The organism is Streptomyces vulcanius, from assembly GCF_042653945.1.
In the GTDB taxonomy this organism is placed as follows: domain Bacteria; phylum Actinomycetota; class Actinomycetes; order Streptomycetales; family Streptomycetaceae; genus Streptomyces; species Streptomyces mangrovi.
The window spans coordinates 113,329-131,203 of the sequence record NZ_JBHSFK010000012.1; the positions used below are offsets into that span (position 1 = coordinate 113,329).

General features: G+C 73.2%; 14 protein-coding genes and 1 riboswitch. Of the genes, 11 read left to right on the forward strand and 3 right to left on the reverse strand.

Going from position 1 to position 17,875, the window contains the following annotated elements; translation table 11 throughout:
* Window positions 1-43 precede the first annotated feature (43 nt).
* Window positions 44-457, forward strand: coding sequence for a VOC family protein (locus tag ACFPIH_RS20075; RefSeq protein ID WP_381173658.1), 414 nt, complete (start codon window positions 44-46; stop codon window positions 455-457).
* Between the two features lie 16 nt (window positions 458-473).
* On the opposite strand, the gene ACFPIH_RS20080 is transcribed toward ACFPIH_RS20075, so the two are convergent.
* The 3 genes from ACFPIH_RS20080 to ACFPIH_RS20090 form a co-directional block, all read right to left on the reverse strand.
* Entirely contained in the window at window positions 474-1,901 is a 1,428-nt protein-coding gene (locus ACFPIH_RS20080) for a hypothetical protein (RefSeq protein WP_381173656.1), read from the reverse strand.
* A gap of 158 nt (window positions 1,902-2,059) precedes the next feature.
* On the reverse strand, window positions 2,060-3,196 hold the full coding sequence (locus ACFPIH_RS20085) for an alpha/beta hydrolase (RefSeq protein ID WP_381173654.1): 1,137 nt from the start codon (window positions 3,194-3,196) through the stop codon (window positions 2,060-2,062).
* A gap of 174 nt (window positions 3,197-3,370) precedes the next feature.
* Window positions 3,371-4,018, reverse strand: coding sequence for a class II aldolase/adducin family protein (locus ACFPIH_RS20090; RefSeq protein WP_381173652.1), 648 nt, complete (start codon window positions 4,016-4,018; stop codon window positions 3,371-3,373).
* Between the two features lie 83 nt (window positions 4,019-4,101).
* Here ACFPIH_RS20090 and ACFPIH_RS20095 point away from each other — a divergent pair, with 83 nt between their 5' ends.
* From ACFPIH_RS20095 to cobI, 10 genes are all read left to right on the forward strand, one after another.
* The gene (locus ACFPIH_RS20095) at window positions 4,102-4,845 is read left to right on the forward strand and encodes a lysozyme (RefSeq protein WP_381173650.1); all 744 of its coding nucleotides are present in this window, start codon (window positions 4,102-4,104) and stop codon (window positions 4,843-4,845) included.
* Window positions 4,846-4,914: 69 nt separating this feature from the next.
* Window positions 4,915-6,120 (forward strand): inorganic phosphate transporter, encoded by a 1,206-nt coding sequence (locus tag ACFPIH_RS20100; protein WP_381173648.1) that lies wholly within the window; start codon window positions 4,915-4,917, stop codon window positions 6,118-6,120.
* Between the two features lie 38 nt (window positions 6,121-6,158).
* Window positions 6,159-6,380: a hypothetical protein gene (locus ACFPIH_RS20105; protein WP_381173646.1), complete on the forward strand. Its 222-nt coding sequence runs from the start codon at window positions 6,159-6,161 to the stop codon at window positions 6,378-6,380.
* Window positions 6,381-6,792: 412 nt separating this feature from the next.
* Window positions 6,793-6,932: riboswitch (cobalamin riboswitch) on the forward strand.
* A gap of 101 nt (window positions 6,933-7,033) precedes the next feature.
* Window positions 7,034-7,963, forward strand: coding sequence for a cobalamin biosynthesis protein (locus ACFPIH_RS20110; protein WP_381173644.1), 930 nt, complete (start codon window positions 7,034-7,036; stop codon window positions 7,961-7,963).
* Complete coding sequence (locus ACFPIH_RS20115; protein ID WP_381173642.1) at window positions 7,960-9,495, forward strand: cobyric acid synthase; 1,536 nt, start codon at window positions 7,960-7,962, stop codon at window positions 9,493-9,495. The genes ACFPIH_RS20110 and ACFPIH_RS20115 overlap by 4 nt, the downstream gene beginning before the upstream one ends.
* Window positions 9,492-13,145, forward strand: a complete 3,654-nt coding sequence (cobN, locus tag ACFPIH_RS20120; RefSeq protein ID WP_381173640.1) for a cobaltochelatase subunit CobN — start codon at window positions 9,492-9,494, stop codon at window positions 13,143-13,145. Before ACFPIH_RS20115 ends, cobN begins: the two co-directional genes overlap by 4 nt.
* Window positions 13,142-15,142 carry a putative cobaltochelatase gene (locus ACFPIH_RS20125; protein ID WP_381173638.1) on the forward strand — a complete coding sequence of 667 codons (2,001 nt, stop codon included), beginning with the start codon at window positions 13,142-13,144 and terminating at the stop codon, window positions 15,140-15,142. Before cobN ends, ACFPIH_RS20125 begins: the two co-directional genes overlap by 4 nt.
* Window positions 15,142-15,741, forward strand: coding sequence for a cob(I)yrinic acid a,c-diamide adenosyltransferase (gene cobO / locus ACFPIH_RS20130; protein WP_381173636.1), 600 nt, complete (start codon window positions 15,142-15,144; stop codon window positions 15,739-15,741). Before ACFPIH_RS20125 ends, cobO begins: the two co-directional genes overlap by 1 nt.
* The gene (locus tag ACFPIH_RS20135; RefSeq protein WP_381173634.1) at window positions 15,741-17,117 is read left to right on the forward strand and encodes a cobyrinate a,c-diamide synthase; all 1,377 of its coding nucleotides are present in this window, start codon (window positions 15,741-15,743) and stop codon (window positions 17,115-17,117) included. Before cobO ends, ACFPIH_RS20135 begins: the two co-directional genes overlap by 1 nt.
* A complete protein-coding gene (gene cobI, locus ACFPIH_RS20140; RefSeq protein ID WP_381173632.1) occupies window positions 17,114-17,866 on the forward strand; it encodes a precorrin-2 C(20)-methyltransferase in 753 nt (250 codons plus the stop codon). Before ACFPIH_RS20135 ends, cobI begins: the two co-directional genes overlap by 4 nt.
* Window positions 17,867-17,875: the final 9 nt, after the last annotated feature.

The following is a 17,875-nucleotide window of genomic DNA, read 5'->3' on the forward strand; positions in this document are numbered from 1 at the left end:
GCTCATGCAAGCGCTTTTCCTGCGCACAGAGGGAGTGATCGGCATGGCAGGCACGAACGGCGCGCGTCCGAGCGTCTACCCGACGCTGCTCTACACCGACGCGAAAGCAGCGATCCGCCAGCTCACGGAAGCCTTCGGATTCACCGAGCTCTCGGTGTACGAGGGCGAGGACGGCTCGGTGATGCACGCCGAGCTGGTGCAGGGCAACGGCGCTGTGATGCTGGGCTCGAAGGGCCGCGGCGGTGTCTTCGACAAGGCGATGGGCGAGGGGGGCACCACGGGGGTGTACGTCGTGGTGGACGACGTCGACGCACACCACCGGCGGGCCGTGGAGCACGGCGCGGAGATCCTGATGCCCCCGACGGACCAGGACTACGGCTCCCGGGACTACATGGCCCGGGACGCCGAGGGCAACATCTGGAGCTTCGGCACGTACGCCCCGGACATCCAGGGCTGAGCGCCTCTTCGGTAACTCAGCTGCCGCCGGTGTGCACCTGGAAGGCGGCCCGGCGGACGGCCTTGGCCAGCGCCGGGTCGGGGTGCGCGGCGGCGAGCGCCACCAGCACCTGCACGGTGCGCGGGTGTCCGACGGCCCGTACCTCGTCCAGGAGCGCGGGCACGGTCGGCTGGAGCGCGGACTCCAGGTGGCGTACGAGCATCGGGGCCTCGCCGTGGTCGGCGACGGCCGCGGCGGTGTCGACCCACAGCCAGGTGGCCTCCTCGCGGGTGAGCACCTCGTGCGCGTCCTCGGGGTCGACGCCGTCGTGCTCGGCCAGCCACAGCAGGGCGTACGGCCTGAGGGCGGGCTCGTCGACGACCGCGCGTACGTCGGGCTCGGCGGGGGCCCCCACGACACGCAGCGCCTCGAAGGCGAGGCCGCGCAGCAGGGCGTCCTCGCCGCGGGAGGCGACGAGGAGTTCGGTGACGGCGCCGCCGACGGTGCGGGCGGCGAGCCAGGCGCGGTACTCGGCGCGGGCGGCGTTGGGGCGGAGCTGGGCGCAGCCGCGCAGCATGTCCTCGGCGGCCTGCTCGATGTTGCCGGCCGGGCTCTGCGCGGCGACGCAGATCTGCTCCAGCTTGACCCAGACCGCCCAGTTGCCCAGCGGGGTGAGGGTGGCATGGCCGTCGCCGCAGGTGAGGGCGCCCACGGCGGCGAGGGCGCGCAGGGCCCAGTCGAGGAGGGGGGCGAGCTCGGCGTCGTGGGCCGGCTCCGCCGGGTCGGCGTCGGCGGCGGGCTCGGCGGCCGTGGGGCCCTTCCCGGCGGCGTAGGGGACCTCGCAGCGCTCGGTGCGCAGTTCGGTGACGCGCTGGCGCAGCAGGTCCAGGAGCTGGTCCACGGGGACGGGCCCGGCGGACAGCTGGAGGAAGGAGAGCACCTGCGGCATGGCCGAGACGACCTCGGCGACGGTCGCCGCCTCCTCCCCCGCGGGTTCCGGGGTGGCGAGGGACCAGGCGTCGAAGAGGGCGACCCAGCCGCGCAGTACGGCGCTGTCGTCGCGGTCCCAGGCGCGCAGTCGCCAGCCGGGGCGCGCGCTGTCGCCGTGCACCTCGACGAGACCGGCCAGCCGGGCGGTGTCCCAGTCGTGGCGGACCTGATCCGGGGTCAGGCCCAGATCGCGGCCCGCGCGTTCGGCGGTCGGGTCGGCGAGGACGGCTGTGCCGTCGGCGGTCGCGGCGTCGCCGCCGGGTCCGAGGACGCTGTCGGCCCAGCGGGCGACGCGAGCCGCCGCGGCCAGTCCTGAGCGTGCCATTCTGGCCAGCTCCGCCGGTGCCGGGGTGCCCTCCGGAGGGCGGGGCGCGGGGCGGCGCGGGCGCCGCTGGTTCACAGCTGTGGGGGCGGCGGCCAGGGGTCGCGGGCGGACGAGTCGAAGCCTGGAGTCGCGCGGGATACGGGACGTCACGGGTGCAGTCTTCCGGTTGACGGTCCGAAAACCCAAACGGAATGTCACGGCGGGCTACGGGACTGGCCAAGGCAGGGGGTGCGGAGAGACGCGAGGAGGCGGGTTCAGGCCAGTGGTACGGGGTTAAACGGAACTTCCGGGACCGCTGCGGCGGGAGTTCAGCTGAGCGGGGTGAGGAATCGGCGCAGGGCCTCCTCGTAGCCTTCCGGGTCGGCGTTCCACATGGCGCCGTGCGGGGCCCGCTCGACGGTGTGCAGGGCGACGAGGTCGGGGCGGGCGGCGGCGAGGCGACGGGAGGCGGCCCAGGGCGCCACGGTGTCGTCGGGGCCGTGGACGACCAGCGCCGGCACGGTCAGCCGGGCCGGATCGGCGGCCTCGTCGGCGTGGACGCCGTCACCGCCGTGCAGTCCGGTGCGGCCCTGCGCGGCGCGGACGGCGAGCGGCAGCAGGACGCCGGGGGTGTGCCGGGCGGCGGCGAGGGCGCGCAGCGTGGCCTGCCAGCTGAGCACCGGGGAGTCCAGGACGAGCCCGGAGACCAGGTCGCGCACCCCGGAGTGGGCGGCGGCGCGCAGCGCCATGGTGGCGCCGGTGGACCAGCCGAGCAGGATGACGCGTTCGGCGCCGTAGCGGACGGCGTAGCGCATCGCCGCGTCCACGTCCCGCCACTCGGTCGCGCCGAGGTGGTTCAGGCCGTCAGGGGGGCGGGGCGCGCCGAGGTCGCCTCGGTAGGCGAGGGCGAGCACCGGGAAGCGGCGCTCGTGCAGGAAGCCCAGGAGGTTCAGGGCGTGCTCGCGGGTGGTGCCGAGCCCGTGCGCCGCGATCACCCAGGTGCGGCGGGCTCCGGGCACGAACCAGGCGGGCAGCGGGCCGAGCTCGCCGGGCACGTCGACGTCGGCGTGTTCGAGACCGAGGGCGGCGCTCGGGTTGCCGACGTACAGGTTCGGGGTGAGCCACACCGCGTCGCCGGCTTCGAGGGTGCCGTGCGTGACGCGTTCGAGGCGGCGTACGACGGTGTCGGCGGACTGGGAGGCGCCGGTCAGCACGGGGCCGACGACCGCGTGCGAGCCGTCGCCGGCCAGGCCGTAGGTGCCGGGGCGCAGGGCGGCCAGGTCCCGGGTGAGGGTGACCTGGCCGGCGGCCGTGCCGTGCACGGTGAGCCGGGGTTCGGTGGGCAGGGGGCGGCCGGGCGGCGCCTTCAGCGCGGCGTCGCTGGCGAACCGGCCGGCGGCGACACTGGCGGCGCCGGCGGCCAGGGCTGCGGTGACGGCGGCGGCCGTCGCGGTGACAGTGCGCACGCGTCCAGTGTCCTGGCCATTCATCCTCATGGCCAGTGGGGCGGGGGTTGGGGTGACGGGCGGGGGCCCGGGGGGTGGTGGGGTTGCCGGGAGTTCGGCACCGACGGTGTGCGCCGTCGCGGCTGACCGCCGTCGCGGCTGACCGCCGTCGCGGCGGAGAAAGGAGCCGATGGCTCAGCGGTGCCGGCCGTAGTCCCTCAGGCGCTCCCCCGCCTCCGCCACCTGTTCCTCCGTCAGGAGGGCGGGTTTCAGGCCGGGTACCGAGGACGCCGTCAGCCAGAGCCGGCACATCCACTCCAGCTGGGCCGTGCGGTCGTATGCCTCGTCGAGGGTGGTGCCGTAGGTGAGGGTGCCGTGGTTGCGCAGGAGGCAGCCGGTGCGGTCGGCCAGGGCGCGGAGGGTGTTCCGGGCCAGTTCCTCGGTGCCGTACAGGGCGTAGGGGGCGACCCGGACGGGGCCGCCCAGCGCGCCCGCCATGTAGTGGACGGTGGGGAGTTCGTCGACGAGGACCGAGACGGCGGTGGCGTGCACGGCGTGGGTGTGGACGACGGCCCCGGCGTCGGTGGCGCGGTACACGGCGAGATGCATGGGCAGCTCACTCGTCGGGGTGAGGCCGCCGAGGACCTGTCGGCCGGTCGTGAGGTCGACGCCGGTGGCGTCCGCCGGAGTGAGCCGGTCGTACGGCACGCCTGACGGGGTGACCAGCACGGTGTCGCCGACGCGTACCGAGACGTTGCCCGAGGTGCCGACGACGAGTCCGTCGGTGACCGTACGGCGGGCCGTCGCCACGAGCGCCTCCCAGGCGCGTTGCTGACCATTCATGCCGCGATCCTGCCAGGCTGGGCGACTTCTCCTCCTAGCCTCTGGCTGACATTCGCGCCTGCCACCACCCCGGGGGAACAACCATGGCCCGCGTCCGCATCCTGGCCGCCGCTTCCGTCGCCGCACTCGTCGCCGTCGGCGGCCCGCCCGCCTCGGCGGCGGAGTTGCCCAGGGGGCACGACGTCGCGTCCCATCAGCGGACCGTCGACTGGGCGGGGGCGAGGAACGCCGGCGCGCGCTTCGTCTACGTCAAGGCGACCGAGTCGACCGGCTACCGCAACCCGTACTTCGCGGCGCAGTACGACGGGGCCGCGAGTGCCGGACTGCTGCGGGGGGCGTACCACTTCGCGCGGCCGGACCGGAGTCCGGGCAGGGCCCAGGCCGCGTACTTCGTACGCAACGGGGGCGGCTGGCGGGCCGACGGGCGGACGCTGCCGCCCGCGCTGGACATGGAGTACAACCCCTACGACGCGCGGCGCCCCTGCTACGGCCTGAACGCGGCGCGGACGGTCGCCTGGGTCCGGGCGTTCAGCGACGAGGTGCTCCGGCTGACCGGCCGCCGGCCGGTGATCTACACGACCACCCACTGGTGGAACACGTGCACGGGCGGCAGCGGTGCCTTCGCCGCGGACCACGCACTGTGGATCGCCCGGTACGGGTCGGCGGACGCGGGGACGCTGCCGGGCGGCTGGTCGTCGTGGACCTTCTGGCAGTACGCCGACCGGGGCCGCCTTCCGGGGGATCAGAACGTCTTCAACGGCTCGCCGTCCCGGCTGACTCGGTTCGCCACCGATCCAGACGCCACGGACACCCCAGAGACCTCTTGAGTTCACCTTCCGTTCATTCAGGTTACTTACCTTCAACTGGCCAGTAACGTCAAAAGAATGACTGGGTAAATGGAAAGCTTCTCGCTGATCCTCGCGATTGTGGTCGTCACCGCACTTGCGTTCGATTTCACGAACGGTTTCCACGACACCGCCAACGCGATGGCCACGACCATCTCGACCGGTGCGCTCAAGCCCAAGGTGGCGGTGGCCATGTCCGCCGTGCTCAACCTGGTGGGCGCCTTCCTCTCCGTGGAGGTCGCCAACACGATCTCCAAGGGGCTGGTCGACGAGAGCGGCATCCGGCCCGAGGTCATCTTCGCCGCACTGGTCGGCGCGATCCTGTGGAACCTTCTGACCTGGCTGGTGGGCCTGCCCTCCAGCTCCTCGCACGCCCTGATGGGCGGTCTGATCGGCGCCACCATCGCCTCTGCGGGCTCGGGTGCGGTGCACGGCGACGTGCTGGTCACCAAGGTCCTGATCCCGGCGATCGCCGCGCCGATCGTCGCCGGAGCCGCGGCGATGCTCGCGACCCGGCTCTCCTACACCCTCGGCCGGAAGGCCGACGGAAAGGCCGCCGAAAAGGGTTACCGGGCCGGGCAGATCGCCTCGGCCGGGCTGGTCTCCCTCGCGCACGGCACGAACGACGCGCAGAAGACGATGGGCATCATCACCCTCGCCCTGGTCGCCGGCGGCGCCGTGGCCCCCGACTCCGACCCGCCGGTCTGGGTCATCCTCTCCGCGGGCCTGGCCATCGCGCTCGGCACCTACCTCGGCGGCTGGCGCATCATCCGCACCATGGGCAAGGGCCTGACCGATCTCCGGCCGCAGCAGGGCTTCGCCGCCCAGACCAGCGCGGCGACGGTCATCCTCGCCTCCTCCCACCTCGGTTTCTCCCTCTCCACCACGCACTCGGTCTCCGGCGCGGTGATGGGCGCGGGCCTCGGCCGCAAGGGCGGTGTGGTCCGCTGGTCGACGGCGACCCGGATGTTCGTGGCCTGGGGCCTGACGCTCCCGGCGGCGGCCCTGGTGGGCGCGCTCGCCGAGTCCGTGACGGACCTGGGCGACTGGGGCACGGCGGTCGTGGCCTTCTTCCTCGTTGCCTCCAGCGCGGCGATCTGGAAGGTCTCGCGGCGCGAGGTCGTCGACGCGACGAACGTCAACGCGACCGAGGAACCGGCCATCGCTCTCGTCACCGACGACCTGAAGGCGACCATTCCGGCCCCGGCCCCGGCCGCCACCGCCGCGACCACCGAGCCCACCGCCCCGGCCGTCTGAGCCCCCCGGTACCAAGGACACGAAGGAAGAGAACCAGCATGAAGATCGACTGGGCGGCCCTGGGCTCCGTCTTCGGCGTCAGCCTCGTGGTCACGGTGGGCCTGGTGGCCCTGTTCACCCTCGGCGTCATGGGCCTGTCCCGCCGCGAACGCGCCGCGGAACAGGGCGACTCCGCCGCGCTCGCCCTGACCGGCGCCTACGCCTGCTTCGCCGCCTGCGCTGCGGCGGTGGCGTACGGCATCTCACTCATCGTGGTCTGACCGTCTCCCGTGGGCGGCCCTCCCCTGTCTCAGCAGGGGGGGGAGCCGACGTCAGGTCCCAGAGCACGATGCCGTCGTCAACACTGACTCACGGCCACCTCCCCGTCCGCCCGGCACCTCGCGCTCCACCCCGCAGCCGCGCCGTGGCCACGACGACGCCCGCCTCCGCGCCGAGGGGCGATGCCGGACTCGACGGTGCCGGACCCGGGCGTGGAGTGTCTCCGCCGCCCCCGCGAGCCCGCCGCCGCCCCGCGACACACGCTGGACGCCCGCGGAGCCGTCGCCGAACACCTCCAGCAGCACCACCTGCCCAAGGGGATTCGCCCCGAGTCGGTGGCCGGGACGAGCCCGGCGTACCGGCGATGTGGGGTTCTGCACACTCTCCCCGTGCAGGTCAACGGCAAGTTGACGGGTCTTCCGGGCCCGTGGTGGACTGCCGGAGCCATGTACGGCGGCAGGAGAGGAAGCCGGTGTGAATCCGGCGCGGTCCCGCCACTGTGACCGGGGTAGCAATCCCCGGGAGCCAGGAACTCTCACCGCCGGTCTAGTCGAACCAGGGCGTGGACACCCTGAGTGAGGACATATCGCCATGCTCGCTGGGCCGTTGAGGTACCGCACCAGGTCACTGCCCGACCCCACGGCCGGCTGAGCCGATGCGTGCCGATCGCGTCTTCGCGTACGGCGCCGCCGCCGGCCTCCTCGGTGATCTGCTGCTCGGCGATCCGCGCCGCGGCCATCCGGTCGCCGCGTTCGGACGGGCGGCCGGCGCCGTGGAGCGGGCGCTGTGGCGGGACCACCGCGGCTGGGGCGCGCTGCACACCGCCGTGTGCGTGGGCGGGGCGGTGGCCCTGGGCGCCGTCGCCGAGCGGGCCGTACGGTCCTCCCCCGCCGCTTCCGTCGCGCTGACCGCCGCCGCCACCTGGGCCGTCGTCGGCGGGACCTCGCTCGCGCGCGAGGCCCGGGTGATCGGGCGGGCGCTGGAGGCGGGGGACGTCGAGGCCGCCAGGGCGCGGCTGCCGCATCTGTGCGGGCGGGATCCGCAGGCCCTGGACGCCGACGGCGTCGCCCGAGCGGTCGTCGAGTCCGTCGCCGAGAACACCTCCGACGCCGTCGTGGGGGCGGTGGTGTGGGGGGCCGTCGGCGGGGTGCCGGGGCTCCTCGGGTTCCGGGCGGTCAACACGCTGGACGCCATGGTCGGGCACCGGTCCGCGCGTCACCGGCGCTTCGGGTGGGCGTCCGCGCGCCTCGACGACCTCGCCGGCTGGCCGGGGGCGCGGCTCACCGCCGTACTCGCCGCCCTCGCGGGTGACGATCCGCGCGGGGCCGCGCGGGCCTGGCGGGAGGACGCCGGCCGGCACCCGAGCCCCAACGCCGGTCCCGTCGAGGCGTCCTTCGCGGGGGCGCTCGGGGTGCGGCTGGGCGGGACGCTGTCGTACGGCGGCCGGGTCGAGCACCGTCCGGTACTGAACCAGGAGGGGCGTGCCGTGCAGGCCGACGACATCGAGCGGGCCGTACGGCTGTCCCGCCGGGTCGGTCTGCTCGCCCTCGGCGTCGCCGCGGCGGTCAAGGGGGCTGCGTCATGACGGGCGGAGGCCTGCTGGTCGCCGGGACCACCTCCGACGCCGGGAAGAGCGTCGTCACCGCCGGGATCTGCCGGTGGCTGGTGCGGCAGGGGGTGAAGGTCGCGCCCTTCAAGGCGCAGAACATGTCGCTCAATTCGTTCGTGACGAAGGAAGGCGCCGAGATCGGGCGGGCGCAGGCCATGCAGGCGCAGGCCTGCCGGGTGGAGCCCACCGCGCTGATGAATCCCGTGCTGCTCAAGCCGGGCGGTGAGCGCAGCAGCCAGGTCGTGCTGCTCGGGAAGCCCGTCGGGGAGATGAGCGCCCGTGGCTATCACGGGGGGCGTCAGCAGAAACTCCTCGGAACGGTTCTCGACTGTCTCGCCGAACTGCGGGGCACGTACGACGCGGTGATCTGCGAGGGCGCGGGTTCGCCCGCCGAGATCAACCTCCGGCGGACCGACATCGTGAACATGGGGATCGCCCGGAATGCCGGGCTGCCGGTCCTCGTCGTCGGCGACATCGACCGCGGGGGCGTCTTCGCGTCCTTCTTCGGGACCGTCGCCCTGCTCTCGCCCGAGGACCAGGCGCTGATCGCCGGGTTCCTCGTCAACAAGTTCCGGGGTGATGTCTCGCTGCTCGAGCCGGGGTTGGACATGCTGCACGGGCTCACCGGGCGGCGCACCTACGGCGTGCTGCCGTTCCGGCACGGTCTCGGGATCGACGAGGAGGACGGACTGCGGGTCTCGCTGCGCGGGACCGTGCGCGAGTCGAACGTCTCCCCGCCCGTCGGGGAGGACGTGCTGCGGGTGGCCGTCTGCGCGATCCCGCTGATGTCCAACTTCACGGACGTGGACGCGCTGGCCGCCGAGCCGGGTGTCGTCGTGCGGTTCGTGGACCGGCCCGAGGAACTGGCCGACGCCGACCTCGTCGTCATCCCCGGGACGCGGGGGACCGTACGGGCGCTGGAGTGGCTGCGCGAGCGGGGGCTGGCGGACGCCCTGCGGCGCAGGGCCGCCGAAGGGCTGCCCGTGCTGGGCATCTGCGGCGGCTTCCAGATCCTCGGCGAGCACATCGAGGACGAGGTCGAGAGCCGGCGCGGACACGTGGAGGGGCTGGGAGTCCTTCCCGTGCGGGTGAGGTTCGCCCGGGAGAAGACCCTCACCCGGCCGGTGGGCGAAGCCCTCGGCGAGCCGGTCGAGGGGTACGAGATCCATCACGGGGTCGCCGATGTCGTAGGCGGGGAAGCGTTCATCTCCGATGACGAAGGACACAGCCTGGACGGCTGCCGGGTCGGGCAGACCTGGGGAACCCACTGGCACGGCTCGCTGGAGTCGGACGGGTTCCGGCGGGCGTTCCTGCGCGAGGTGGCGACCGCCGCGGGCCGCCGGTTCGTGCCGGCCGCCGACACCTCCTTCGCCGCGCTGCGCGAGGAGCAGCTCGACCGGCTCGGCGACCTGATCGAACAGCACGCGGACACCGACGCGCTCTGGCGGCTCATCGAGTCGGGCGCGCCGCAAGGACTGCCTTTCATTCCACCGGGAGCGCCCGCATGAGCACAGTGTTGTTGTTGTCGACCGCCGACACCGATCTGCTGGCGGCCCGGGCCGCCTCCGGCGCCGACTACCGGATCGGCAACCCGACCCGGGTGGATGTCGAGCGGGAGCTTCCAGGGCTCGTCGAGGGCGCGGACCTCGCCGTCGTACGGCTGCTCGGCGGGAAGCGGGCCTGGGAGGACGGGCTGGCCGCGCTGAAGGCGGCCGGGATCCCGACCGTGCTGCTTGGCGGCGAGGCGGTGCCGGACGCCGAGCTGATGGCGGAGTCGTCGGTGCCCGCCGGTGTCGTCGCGGAGGCGTTGCGCTACCTCGTCGAGGGCGGGCCCGCGAACCTCACGGAGCTCGCCCGGTTCCTCTCCGACACCGTGCTGCTGACCGGTGAGGGGTTCGTCGAGCCGCAGAAGATGCCCGAGTACGGCGTCCACGGCGAGCGTGCCTTCGTGGAGGGCCGGCCGACCGTCGGTGTCCTCTTCTACCGGGCCCACCAACTGAGCGGCAACACCGCCTTCGTGGACACCCTGTGCGAGGCGGTCGAGGCGCGGGGCGCCAACGCCCTTGCCGTGTACTGCGGTTCGCTGCGCGGGGCGGACGCGGGCCTGTACGAGATCCTCGGCCGGGCCGACACCCTCGTCGCCACCGTGCTCGCCGCCGGCGGCACGCACGCCTCGCAGGCCTCGGCCGGCGGGGACGAGGAGGCGTGGGACATCGGGGCGCTCGCCGACCTCGACGTGCCCGTGCTGCAAGGACTTTGTCTGACCTCCTCGCACGCGGCCTGGGAAGCGTCCGACGCCGCCCTGTCCCCCATGGACGCGGCGATGCAGGTCGCGATCCCCGAGTTCGACGGACGCCTCATCACCGTGCCGTTCTCCTTCAAGGAGCAGGGTCCGGACGACGTCCCGGTGTACAGGGCCGACCCCGAGCGGGCCGCGCGCGTCGCCGGAATCGCCGTACGGCACGCCCGGTTGAAGCACAAGGCGAACGCCGAGAAGAAGCTCGCGCTGGTGTTCACCGCGTACCCGACCAAGCACTCCCGGGTCGGCAACGCGGTCGGCCTGGACACGCCCGCGTCAGCGGTACGGGTCCTGGACGCCCTCAAGGGCGCCGGGTACAGCGTCACCGAATACCCCTCCGGCGGCGACGAGTTGATCCACCGGCTGATCGAGGCCGGCGGTCATGACGTGGAGTGGCTGACGGAGGATCAGCTGGCCTCGGCGCCCGCGCGGGTGCCGCTCGCCGACTACCGGGCGTGGTTCGACAAGCTCGACCCGGGACTCAGGGAAGCCATGCTGGAGGCGTGGGGCGAGCCACCGGGGAACCTGTACGTCGACGGGGACGACATCGTGCTCGCCTCCCTCCGGTTCGGGAACGTCGTCGTGATGATCCAGCCGCCGCGCGGCTTCGGGGAGAACCCGATCGCGATCTACCACGACCCGGACATGCCGCCCTCCCACCACTACATGGCGGCCTACCGCTGGCTGGAGAACAGTTTCGGCGCCGACGCCGTCGTGCACATGGGCAAGCACGGCACGATGGAGTGGCTGCCGGGCAAGGGCCTCGGGCTCAGCGGCGGTTGTGCGCCGGACGCCGTGCTCGGCGAACTGCCCCTCATCTACCCGTTCATCGTCAACGACCCCGGCGAGGGCACCCAGGCCAAGCGGCGCGGACACGCCACCGTCGTCGACCACCTGGTGCCGCCGATGGCGCGCGCGGACACCTACGGCGACCTGGCGAAGCTGGAGCAGCTGCTCGACGAGTACGCGCTCGTCTCCGACCTGGACCCGACGAAGGCCCCGGCGGTGCGGGCGCAGATCTGGACGCTGGTCAAGGCGGCCGAGCTGCACCACGACCTGCATGTCGACGACCAGCCGGACGACGACGCCTTCGACGAGTTCGTCATGCACATCGACGGCTATCTGTGCGAGATCAAGGACGTTCAGATCCGCGACGGTCTGCACATCCTCGGCGGCGGTCCGGTCGGTGAGCCGCGCGTGAACCTCGTGCTCGCGGTGCTGCGGGCCTCGCAGGTGTGGGGCGGGCAGGCGAACGCGCTGCCGGGGCTCAGGGCCTCGCTGGCGGCCCGTTTCGGGCTGGTCGAGAAGGAGTTGCTGGCCGAGCCGGGCGCTCCGGTGAAGGTCTCGGTCGAGCTGACGGATCTGGTGGAGGGTCCGTCGCGGACGGCGGCCGACGCGATCGATCTGCTGGAGCAGCTGTGCCGGGGGCTGGCGGAGGGGATGGAGTCCCACGGCTGGGACCGCGCAGCCGTCCCGGCTCTGGTGCGGAAGGTACTCGGCACCGAACTGCCTGATGCCGTGGCGGTGTTGGAGTTCGCCTGCGCGGAGGTCGTGCCTCGGCTGGAGAGGACGACCGACGAGATCGGGCACATCCTCAAGGCCCTGGACGGCGGGTACGTCCCGGCCGGACCGTCGGGCTCGCCGACGCGCGGCCTGGTCAACGTCCTGCCGACGGGGCGGAACTTCTACTCCGTCGACCCCAAGGCCATTCCCTCCCGGCTGAGTTGGGAGGTCGGGCAGTCGCTCGCCGACTCACTGGTACAGCGGTACCTCCAGGACACCGGTGAGTACCCGAAGTCCGTCGGCCTGACGGTGTGGGGCACCTCGGCGATGCGGACGCAGGGCGACGACATCGCGGAGATCCTGGCGCTCCTCGGCTGCCGCCCGGTGTGGGACGACGCCTCGCGGCGGGTGACCGGCTTCGAGGTGGTCTCCCTGGAGGAGCTGGGCCGGCCGCGCATCGATGTCACGGTCCGTATCTCCGGCTTCTTCCGGGACGCGTTCCCGCACGTGGTCGGGCTGATCGACGACGCCGTACGCCAGGTCGCCGATCTGGACGAGCCCGCCGAGAGCAACTTCGTGAAGGCCCACGCCGACGAGGACACCGCCGAGCACGGCGACCGGCGGCGGGCGACCGCCCGGGTCTTCGGGTCGAAGCCGGGGGCGTACGGCGCGGGGCTGCTGCCGCTGATCGACGCGCGGAACTGGCGGAGCGACGCCGACCTCGCCGAGGTGTACGCCGTCTGGGGCGGCTACGCCTACGGGCGCGGGCTGGACGGACGGGCCGCGCGCGGGGACATGGAGACCGCGTTCAAGAGGATCGCGGTCGCCGCGAAGAACGTCGACACCCGCGAACACGATCTCGTCGACGCCGACGACTACTTCCAGTACCACGGCGGCATGGTCGCCATGGTGCGGCACCTGACGGGCGCCAGCCCCGAGGCGTACGTGGGGGACAGTGCCGTACCGGACCAGGTGAAGACCCGGACCCTGGGCGAGGAGACGCACCGGGTGTTCCGCGCCCGGGTGGTCAACCCGCGCTGGATGGCGGCGATGCGGCGGCACGGCTACAAGGGCGCCTTCGAGATGGCGGCGACCGTCGACTACCTCTTCGGCTACGACGCCACGGCGGGCGTGGTCGACGACTGGATGTACGAGAAGCTCAGCGCGGAGTACGTCTTCGACGCGGAGAACCGGGACTTCATGAAGAAGTCCAACCCATGGGCCCTGCGCGGCATCACGGAGCGGCTCCTGGAGGCCGCGGACCGCGGGCTGTGGGCCGAGCCGGACGCCGACACGATCGAGCGGCTGCGGGCCACCTACCTCGAGCTGGAAGGCGACTTGGAGGGCGACCAGTGACAACTCCCTTCCCTTTCACGGCCGTCGTCGGCCAGGACGATCTACGGCTCGCGCTGCTGCTGAACGCCGTGTCGCCTGCGGTCGGCGGGGTGCTGGTGCGCGGCGAGAAGGGCACCGCCAAGAGCACGGCCGTGCGGGCCCTGTCGGTGCTGCTGCCTCCGCTGGAGGTCGTCGTCGGCTGCCGGTTCTCCTGCGATCCCGGCTCCCCCGACCCCGGGTGCCCGGACGGGCCGCACGAGCCCGCGTTCGAGACGCGTCCCGCGCGGATGGTCGAGCTGCCCGTGGGTGCCTCGGAGGACCGGCTGGTGGGCGCGCTGGACATCGAACGGGCGCTGGCCGAGGGCGTGAAGGCCTTCGAGCCGGGCCTGCTCGCCGCCGCACACCGCGGGATCCTGTACGTCGACGAGGTCAATCTCCTCCATGACCATCTCGTCGATCTGCTGCTGGACGCCGCCGCCATGGGCGCCTCGTACGTCGAACGCGAGGGCGTCTCCGTACGGCACGCCGCCCGCTTCCTGCTCGTCGGCACCATGAACCCCGAAGAGGGCGAACTGCGGCCGCAGTTGCTCGACCGGTTCGGGCTGACCGTGGAGGTGGCCGCCTCGCGGGAGCCCGACCAGCGGGTGGAGGTCGTCCGGCGCAGGCTCGCCTACGACGACGATCCGGCCGGGTTCGCCGAGCGGTGGGCGGACGAGGAGAGCGCCGTACGCGAACGGATCGTGGCGGCGCGGAAGTTGCTGCCGTCGGTGCGGCTGGGCGACGGGGCGCTGCGGCAGATCGCGGCGACCTGTGCCGCGTTCGAGGTCGACGGTATGCGGGCCGACATCGTGATGGCGCGGACGGCCACGGCGCTGGCGGCCTGGGCCGGGCGGACGGACGTGCTCGCCGAGGACGTACGGCAGGCCGCGCTGCTGGCGCTTCCGCACCGCCGGCGCCGGAATCCCTTTGACGCGCCGGGACTTGACGAGGACAAGCTCGACGAGACGCTGGAGGAGTTCTCCGGCGAGGACGACTCCGACCCCGATCCCGACGGGCCCGGCGGCGGCGGTGGTGACGGCGGACAGCCCGCCCCGGACGACGGCGGCCCGCAGGGCGGTGACACGGGAGCCTCTCCCGAGCCGGGCGAGGACGGCGAGCCGCAGTCCTCCGGTGCCGGGGAGCAGTCCGCCGTACGGGCCGCCGAGCCGTTCCGTACGAAGGTGCTGAGCGTGCCCGGGATCGGTGAGGGGGCCGCCGGGCGGCGTTCGCGGGCGCGGACCGAGCACGGACGGACCACGGGTGCGCGGCGCCCCCAAGGTGCCCTGACCAAGCTGCACCTGGCGGCGACGGTGATGGCCGCGGCTCCGCATCAGCGGGCGCGGGGGCGGTCCGGGCGGGGGCTCGTCGTACGCCGGGACGATCTGCGGCAGGCGACCCGGGAGGGGCGTGAGGGGAACCTCGTGCTGTTCGTCGTGGACGCGTCCGGGTCGATGGCGGCCCGGCAGCGGATGAGCGCCGTGAAGGGCGCTGTGCTGTCGCTGCTGCTCGACGCCTATCAGCGGCGGGACAAGGTGGGCCTGGTGACGTTCCGGGGGTCGGCGGCCGAGGTGGCGCTGCCGCCCACGTCGTCGGTGGACACGGCGGCGGTCCGGCTGGAGTCGCTGCCGACCGGTGGGCGCACTCCGCTCGCCGCCGGGCTGCTCAGGGCGCACGATGTGCTGCGGGTGGAGCGGCTGCGGGATCCGGCGCGGCGCGCGCTGGTCGTGCTCGTGACCGACGGACGGGCCACCGGCGGGCCCGAGCCCGTCGCGCTCGCGGGGCGGGCGGCCCGGCTGTTCGCGGCCGACGGTGTCGCGTCGGTGGTCGTGGACTGCGAGTCGGGGCCGGTGCGGCTGGGGCTCGCCGGGCAGCTCGCGGATGAGCTGGGAGGTACGGCGGTGACGCTCGACGAGTTGCGGGCGGACTCGATCGCCGGGCTGGTGAAGGACGTCCAGAGTCGTTCGAGGAGGGCCGCGTAGTGCCGCAGGGACAGCCGAGTGTCGTACCCGATGACGGTCTGACGACGCGTCAGCGCCGGAACCGGCCGCTGGTCGTCGTGCACACCGGGATCGGCAAGGGCAAGTCCACCGCCGCGTTCGGGCTCGCGCTGCGCGCCTGGAACCAGGGGTGGCCGATCGGGGTGTTCCAGTTCGTCAAGTCGGCGAAGTGGAAGGTCGGCGAGGAGCGGGCGCTGCGGGTGCTCGGTGACTCCGGCGAGGGCGGGTCCGTGGCCTGGCACAAGATGGGCGAGGGCTGGTCCTGGGTGCAGCGCGACGCGCAGATGGACAACGAGGAGAAGGCCCGCGAGGGCTGGGAGCAGGTCAAGCGGGACCTGGCCGCCGAGACGTACCAGCTGTACGTGCTCGACGAGTTCGCCTACCCGATGCACTGGGGGTGGGTGGACACCGACGAGGTCGTGGAGGTGCTGCGGAACCGGCCGGGCACGCAGCATGTGGTCGTCACCGGGCGCAACGCACCCGGGAAGCTCGTCGACTTCGCCGACCTCGTGACCGACATGTCCAAGGTCAAGCACCCCATGGACGCCGGGCAGAAGGGGCAGAGGGGCATCGAGTGGTGATGTCGTCCGTCCCACGGCTGGTCATCGCCGCGCCCTCCTCGGGCAGCGGCAAGACCACCGTTGCCACGGGGCTGATGGCCGCGTTCGCCGCGCGGGGGCTCGCCGTGTCCCCGCACAAGGTCGGGCCGGACTACATCGACCCCGGGTACCACGCGCTCGCGACCGGGCGGGTGGGGCGGAACCTCGACGCGTATCTGTGCGGGCCGGAGTTGATCGGCCCGCTGTTCGCGCACGGTGCGTCCGGGTGTGACATCGCCGTCGTCGAGGGTGTGATGGGGATGTACGACGGGGCCGCCGGGGAGGGTGAACTGGCGTCCACCGCCCATGTGGCGAAGCTGCTGCGGGCGCCGGTGGTGCTCGTCGTGGACGCCTCGTCGCAGTCGCGGTCGGTGGCGGCGCTGGTGCACGGGTTCGTGTCCTGGGATCCGCAGGTGCGGGTCGGGGGCGTGATCCTCAACAAGGTCGCCTCCGACCGGCACGAGGAGTTGTTGCGGGAGGCGCTGGAGTCGGTCGGGGTGCCGGTGCTGGGCGCCTTGCGGCGGGCTGCGCAGGTGGAGACGCCCTCTCGGCACCTCGGGCTGGTTCCGGTCGCCGAACGGCGCGGTGCGGCGGTCGACTCCGTCCGGGCGATGGCAGCCCAGGTCGCCGCCGGATGTGACCTGGCCGCCCTGGAAGACCTTGCCCGTACTGCCGGTGCCGTCCCAGGGGGCTCCACCCCCTGGACCCCCGTCCTGCCCACCCACAACCACTCGTCTCGGTTGGTTGAGAGGCCACGGCCGGTCGTCGCCGTCGCCGGAGGTGAAGCGTTCACGTTCTCCTACGCCGAGCACACCGAGCTGCTCACCGCCGCCGGTGCCGACGTCGTACCCTTCGATCCGCTTCGCGACGAGCGGCTGCCCGACGGGACCGCCGGCCTGGTCGTCGGGGGCGGGTTTCCCGAGGTGTACGCCGGCGAGCTGGCCGCCAACGACTCCCTCAGGAAGGACATCGCCGCCCTCGCGGAGCGTGGCGCGCCCGTCGCCGCCGAGTGTGCCGGGCTGCTGTACCTGTGCCGGGAGCTGGACGGCCTCCCGATGTGCGGGGTGCTCGACGCCACCGCCCGGATGTCGGAGCGGCTCACCCTGGGCTACCGGGATGCCGTCGCCGTGAGCGACAGTGTGCTGGCGCCGGCCGGAACGCGGATGCGGGGGCACGAGTTCCATCGGACCGTCGTCGAGCCGGGCGCGGGGGCGGCCCCCGCGTGGGGCGTACGCGGCCCCGACCGGCGGATCGAAGGCTTCGTACAACAAGGTGTGCACGCGAGTTATCTGCACACGCACTGGGCGGCCGAGCCCGGTGTGGCCCGTAGGTTCGTGGAGAGGTGCCGGACGTCATGAGCGAGCGCAGGTTGGTCGGGGTCGGGGTGGGTCCCGGGGATCCGGAACTGGTGACCGTGAAGGGCGTCAACGCGCTGCGGGACGCCGATGTCGTCGTCGTACCCGTCATGGCTGCGTTTGATGGAAAAGACGGCGGTGAGCGCGGGCGCGCCGAGGCGACCGTGTTGCACTACGTGCCCGTGGAGAAGGTCGTCCGGGTCGTGTTCGCGCTGAACGAGCGGTCCGACCGGGCGCGCCGGGAGGCCGCCTGGGACGCGGCCGGGGAGCAGGTCGCCGAGCTGCTGCGGAAGCACGGGACCGTCGCCTTCGCGACCATCGGTGACCCGAACGTGTACTCGACCTTCACCTACCTCGCGCAGACCATCGCGGAGCTGGTGCCGGGGACGGGCATCGAGACCGTGCCCGGGATCACCGCGATGCAGGACCTGGCGGCCAGGTCCGGGGCCGTGCTGACCGAGGGCACCGAGCCGTTGACGCTGGTGCCCGTCACCGCCGGTGCCGCCGTACTGAAGGACGCGCTGGCCGGTCCGGGGACCGTCGTGGCGTACAAGTTCGGGCGGCAGGCGGCCGAGGTCGCCGAGGCACTGCGGGAGACCGGGCGGATCGGGGACGCGGTGTGGGGTTCGGCACTCGGGCTGGCCGGGGAGTCCATCCGGCCCGCCGCCGAGCTGGACGGGGAGCCGCTGCCGTATCTGTCGACGCTGATCGCGCCCGCGCGGCGCGAGGGCGGGCGGGGCGGCAAGCTGTGAGACCAGGTC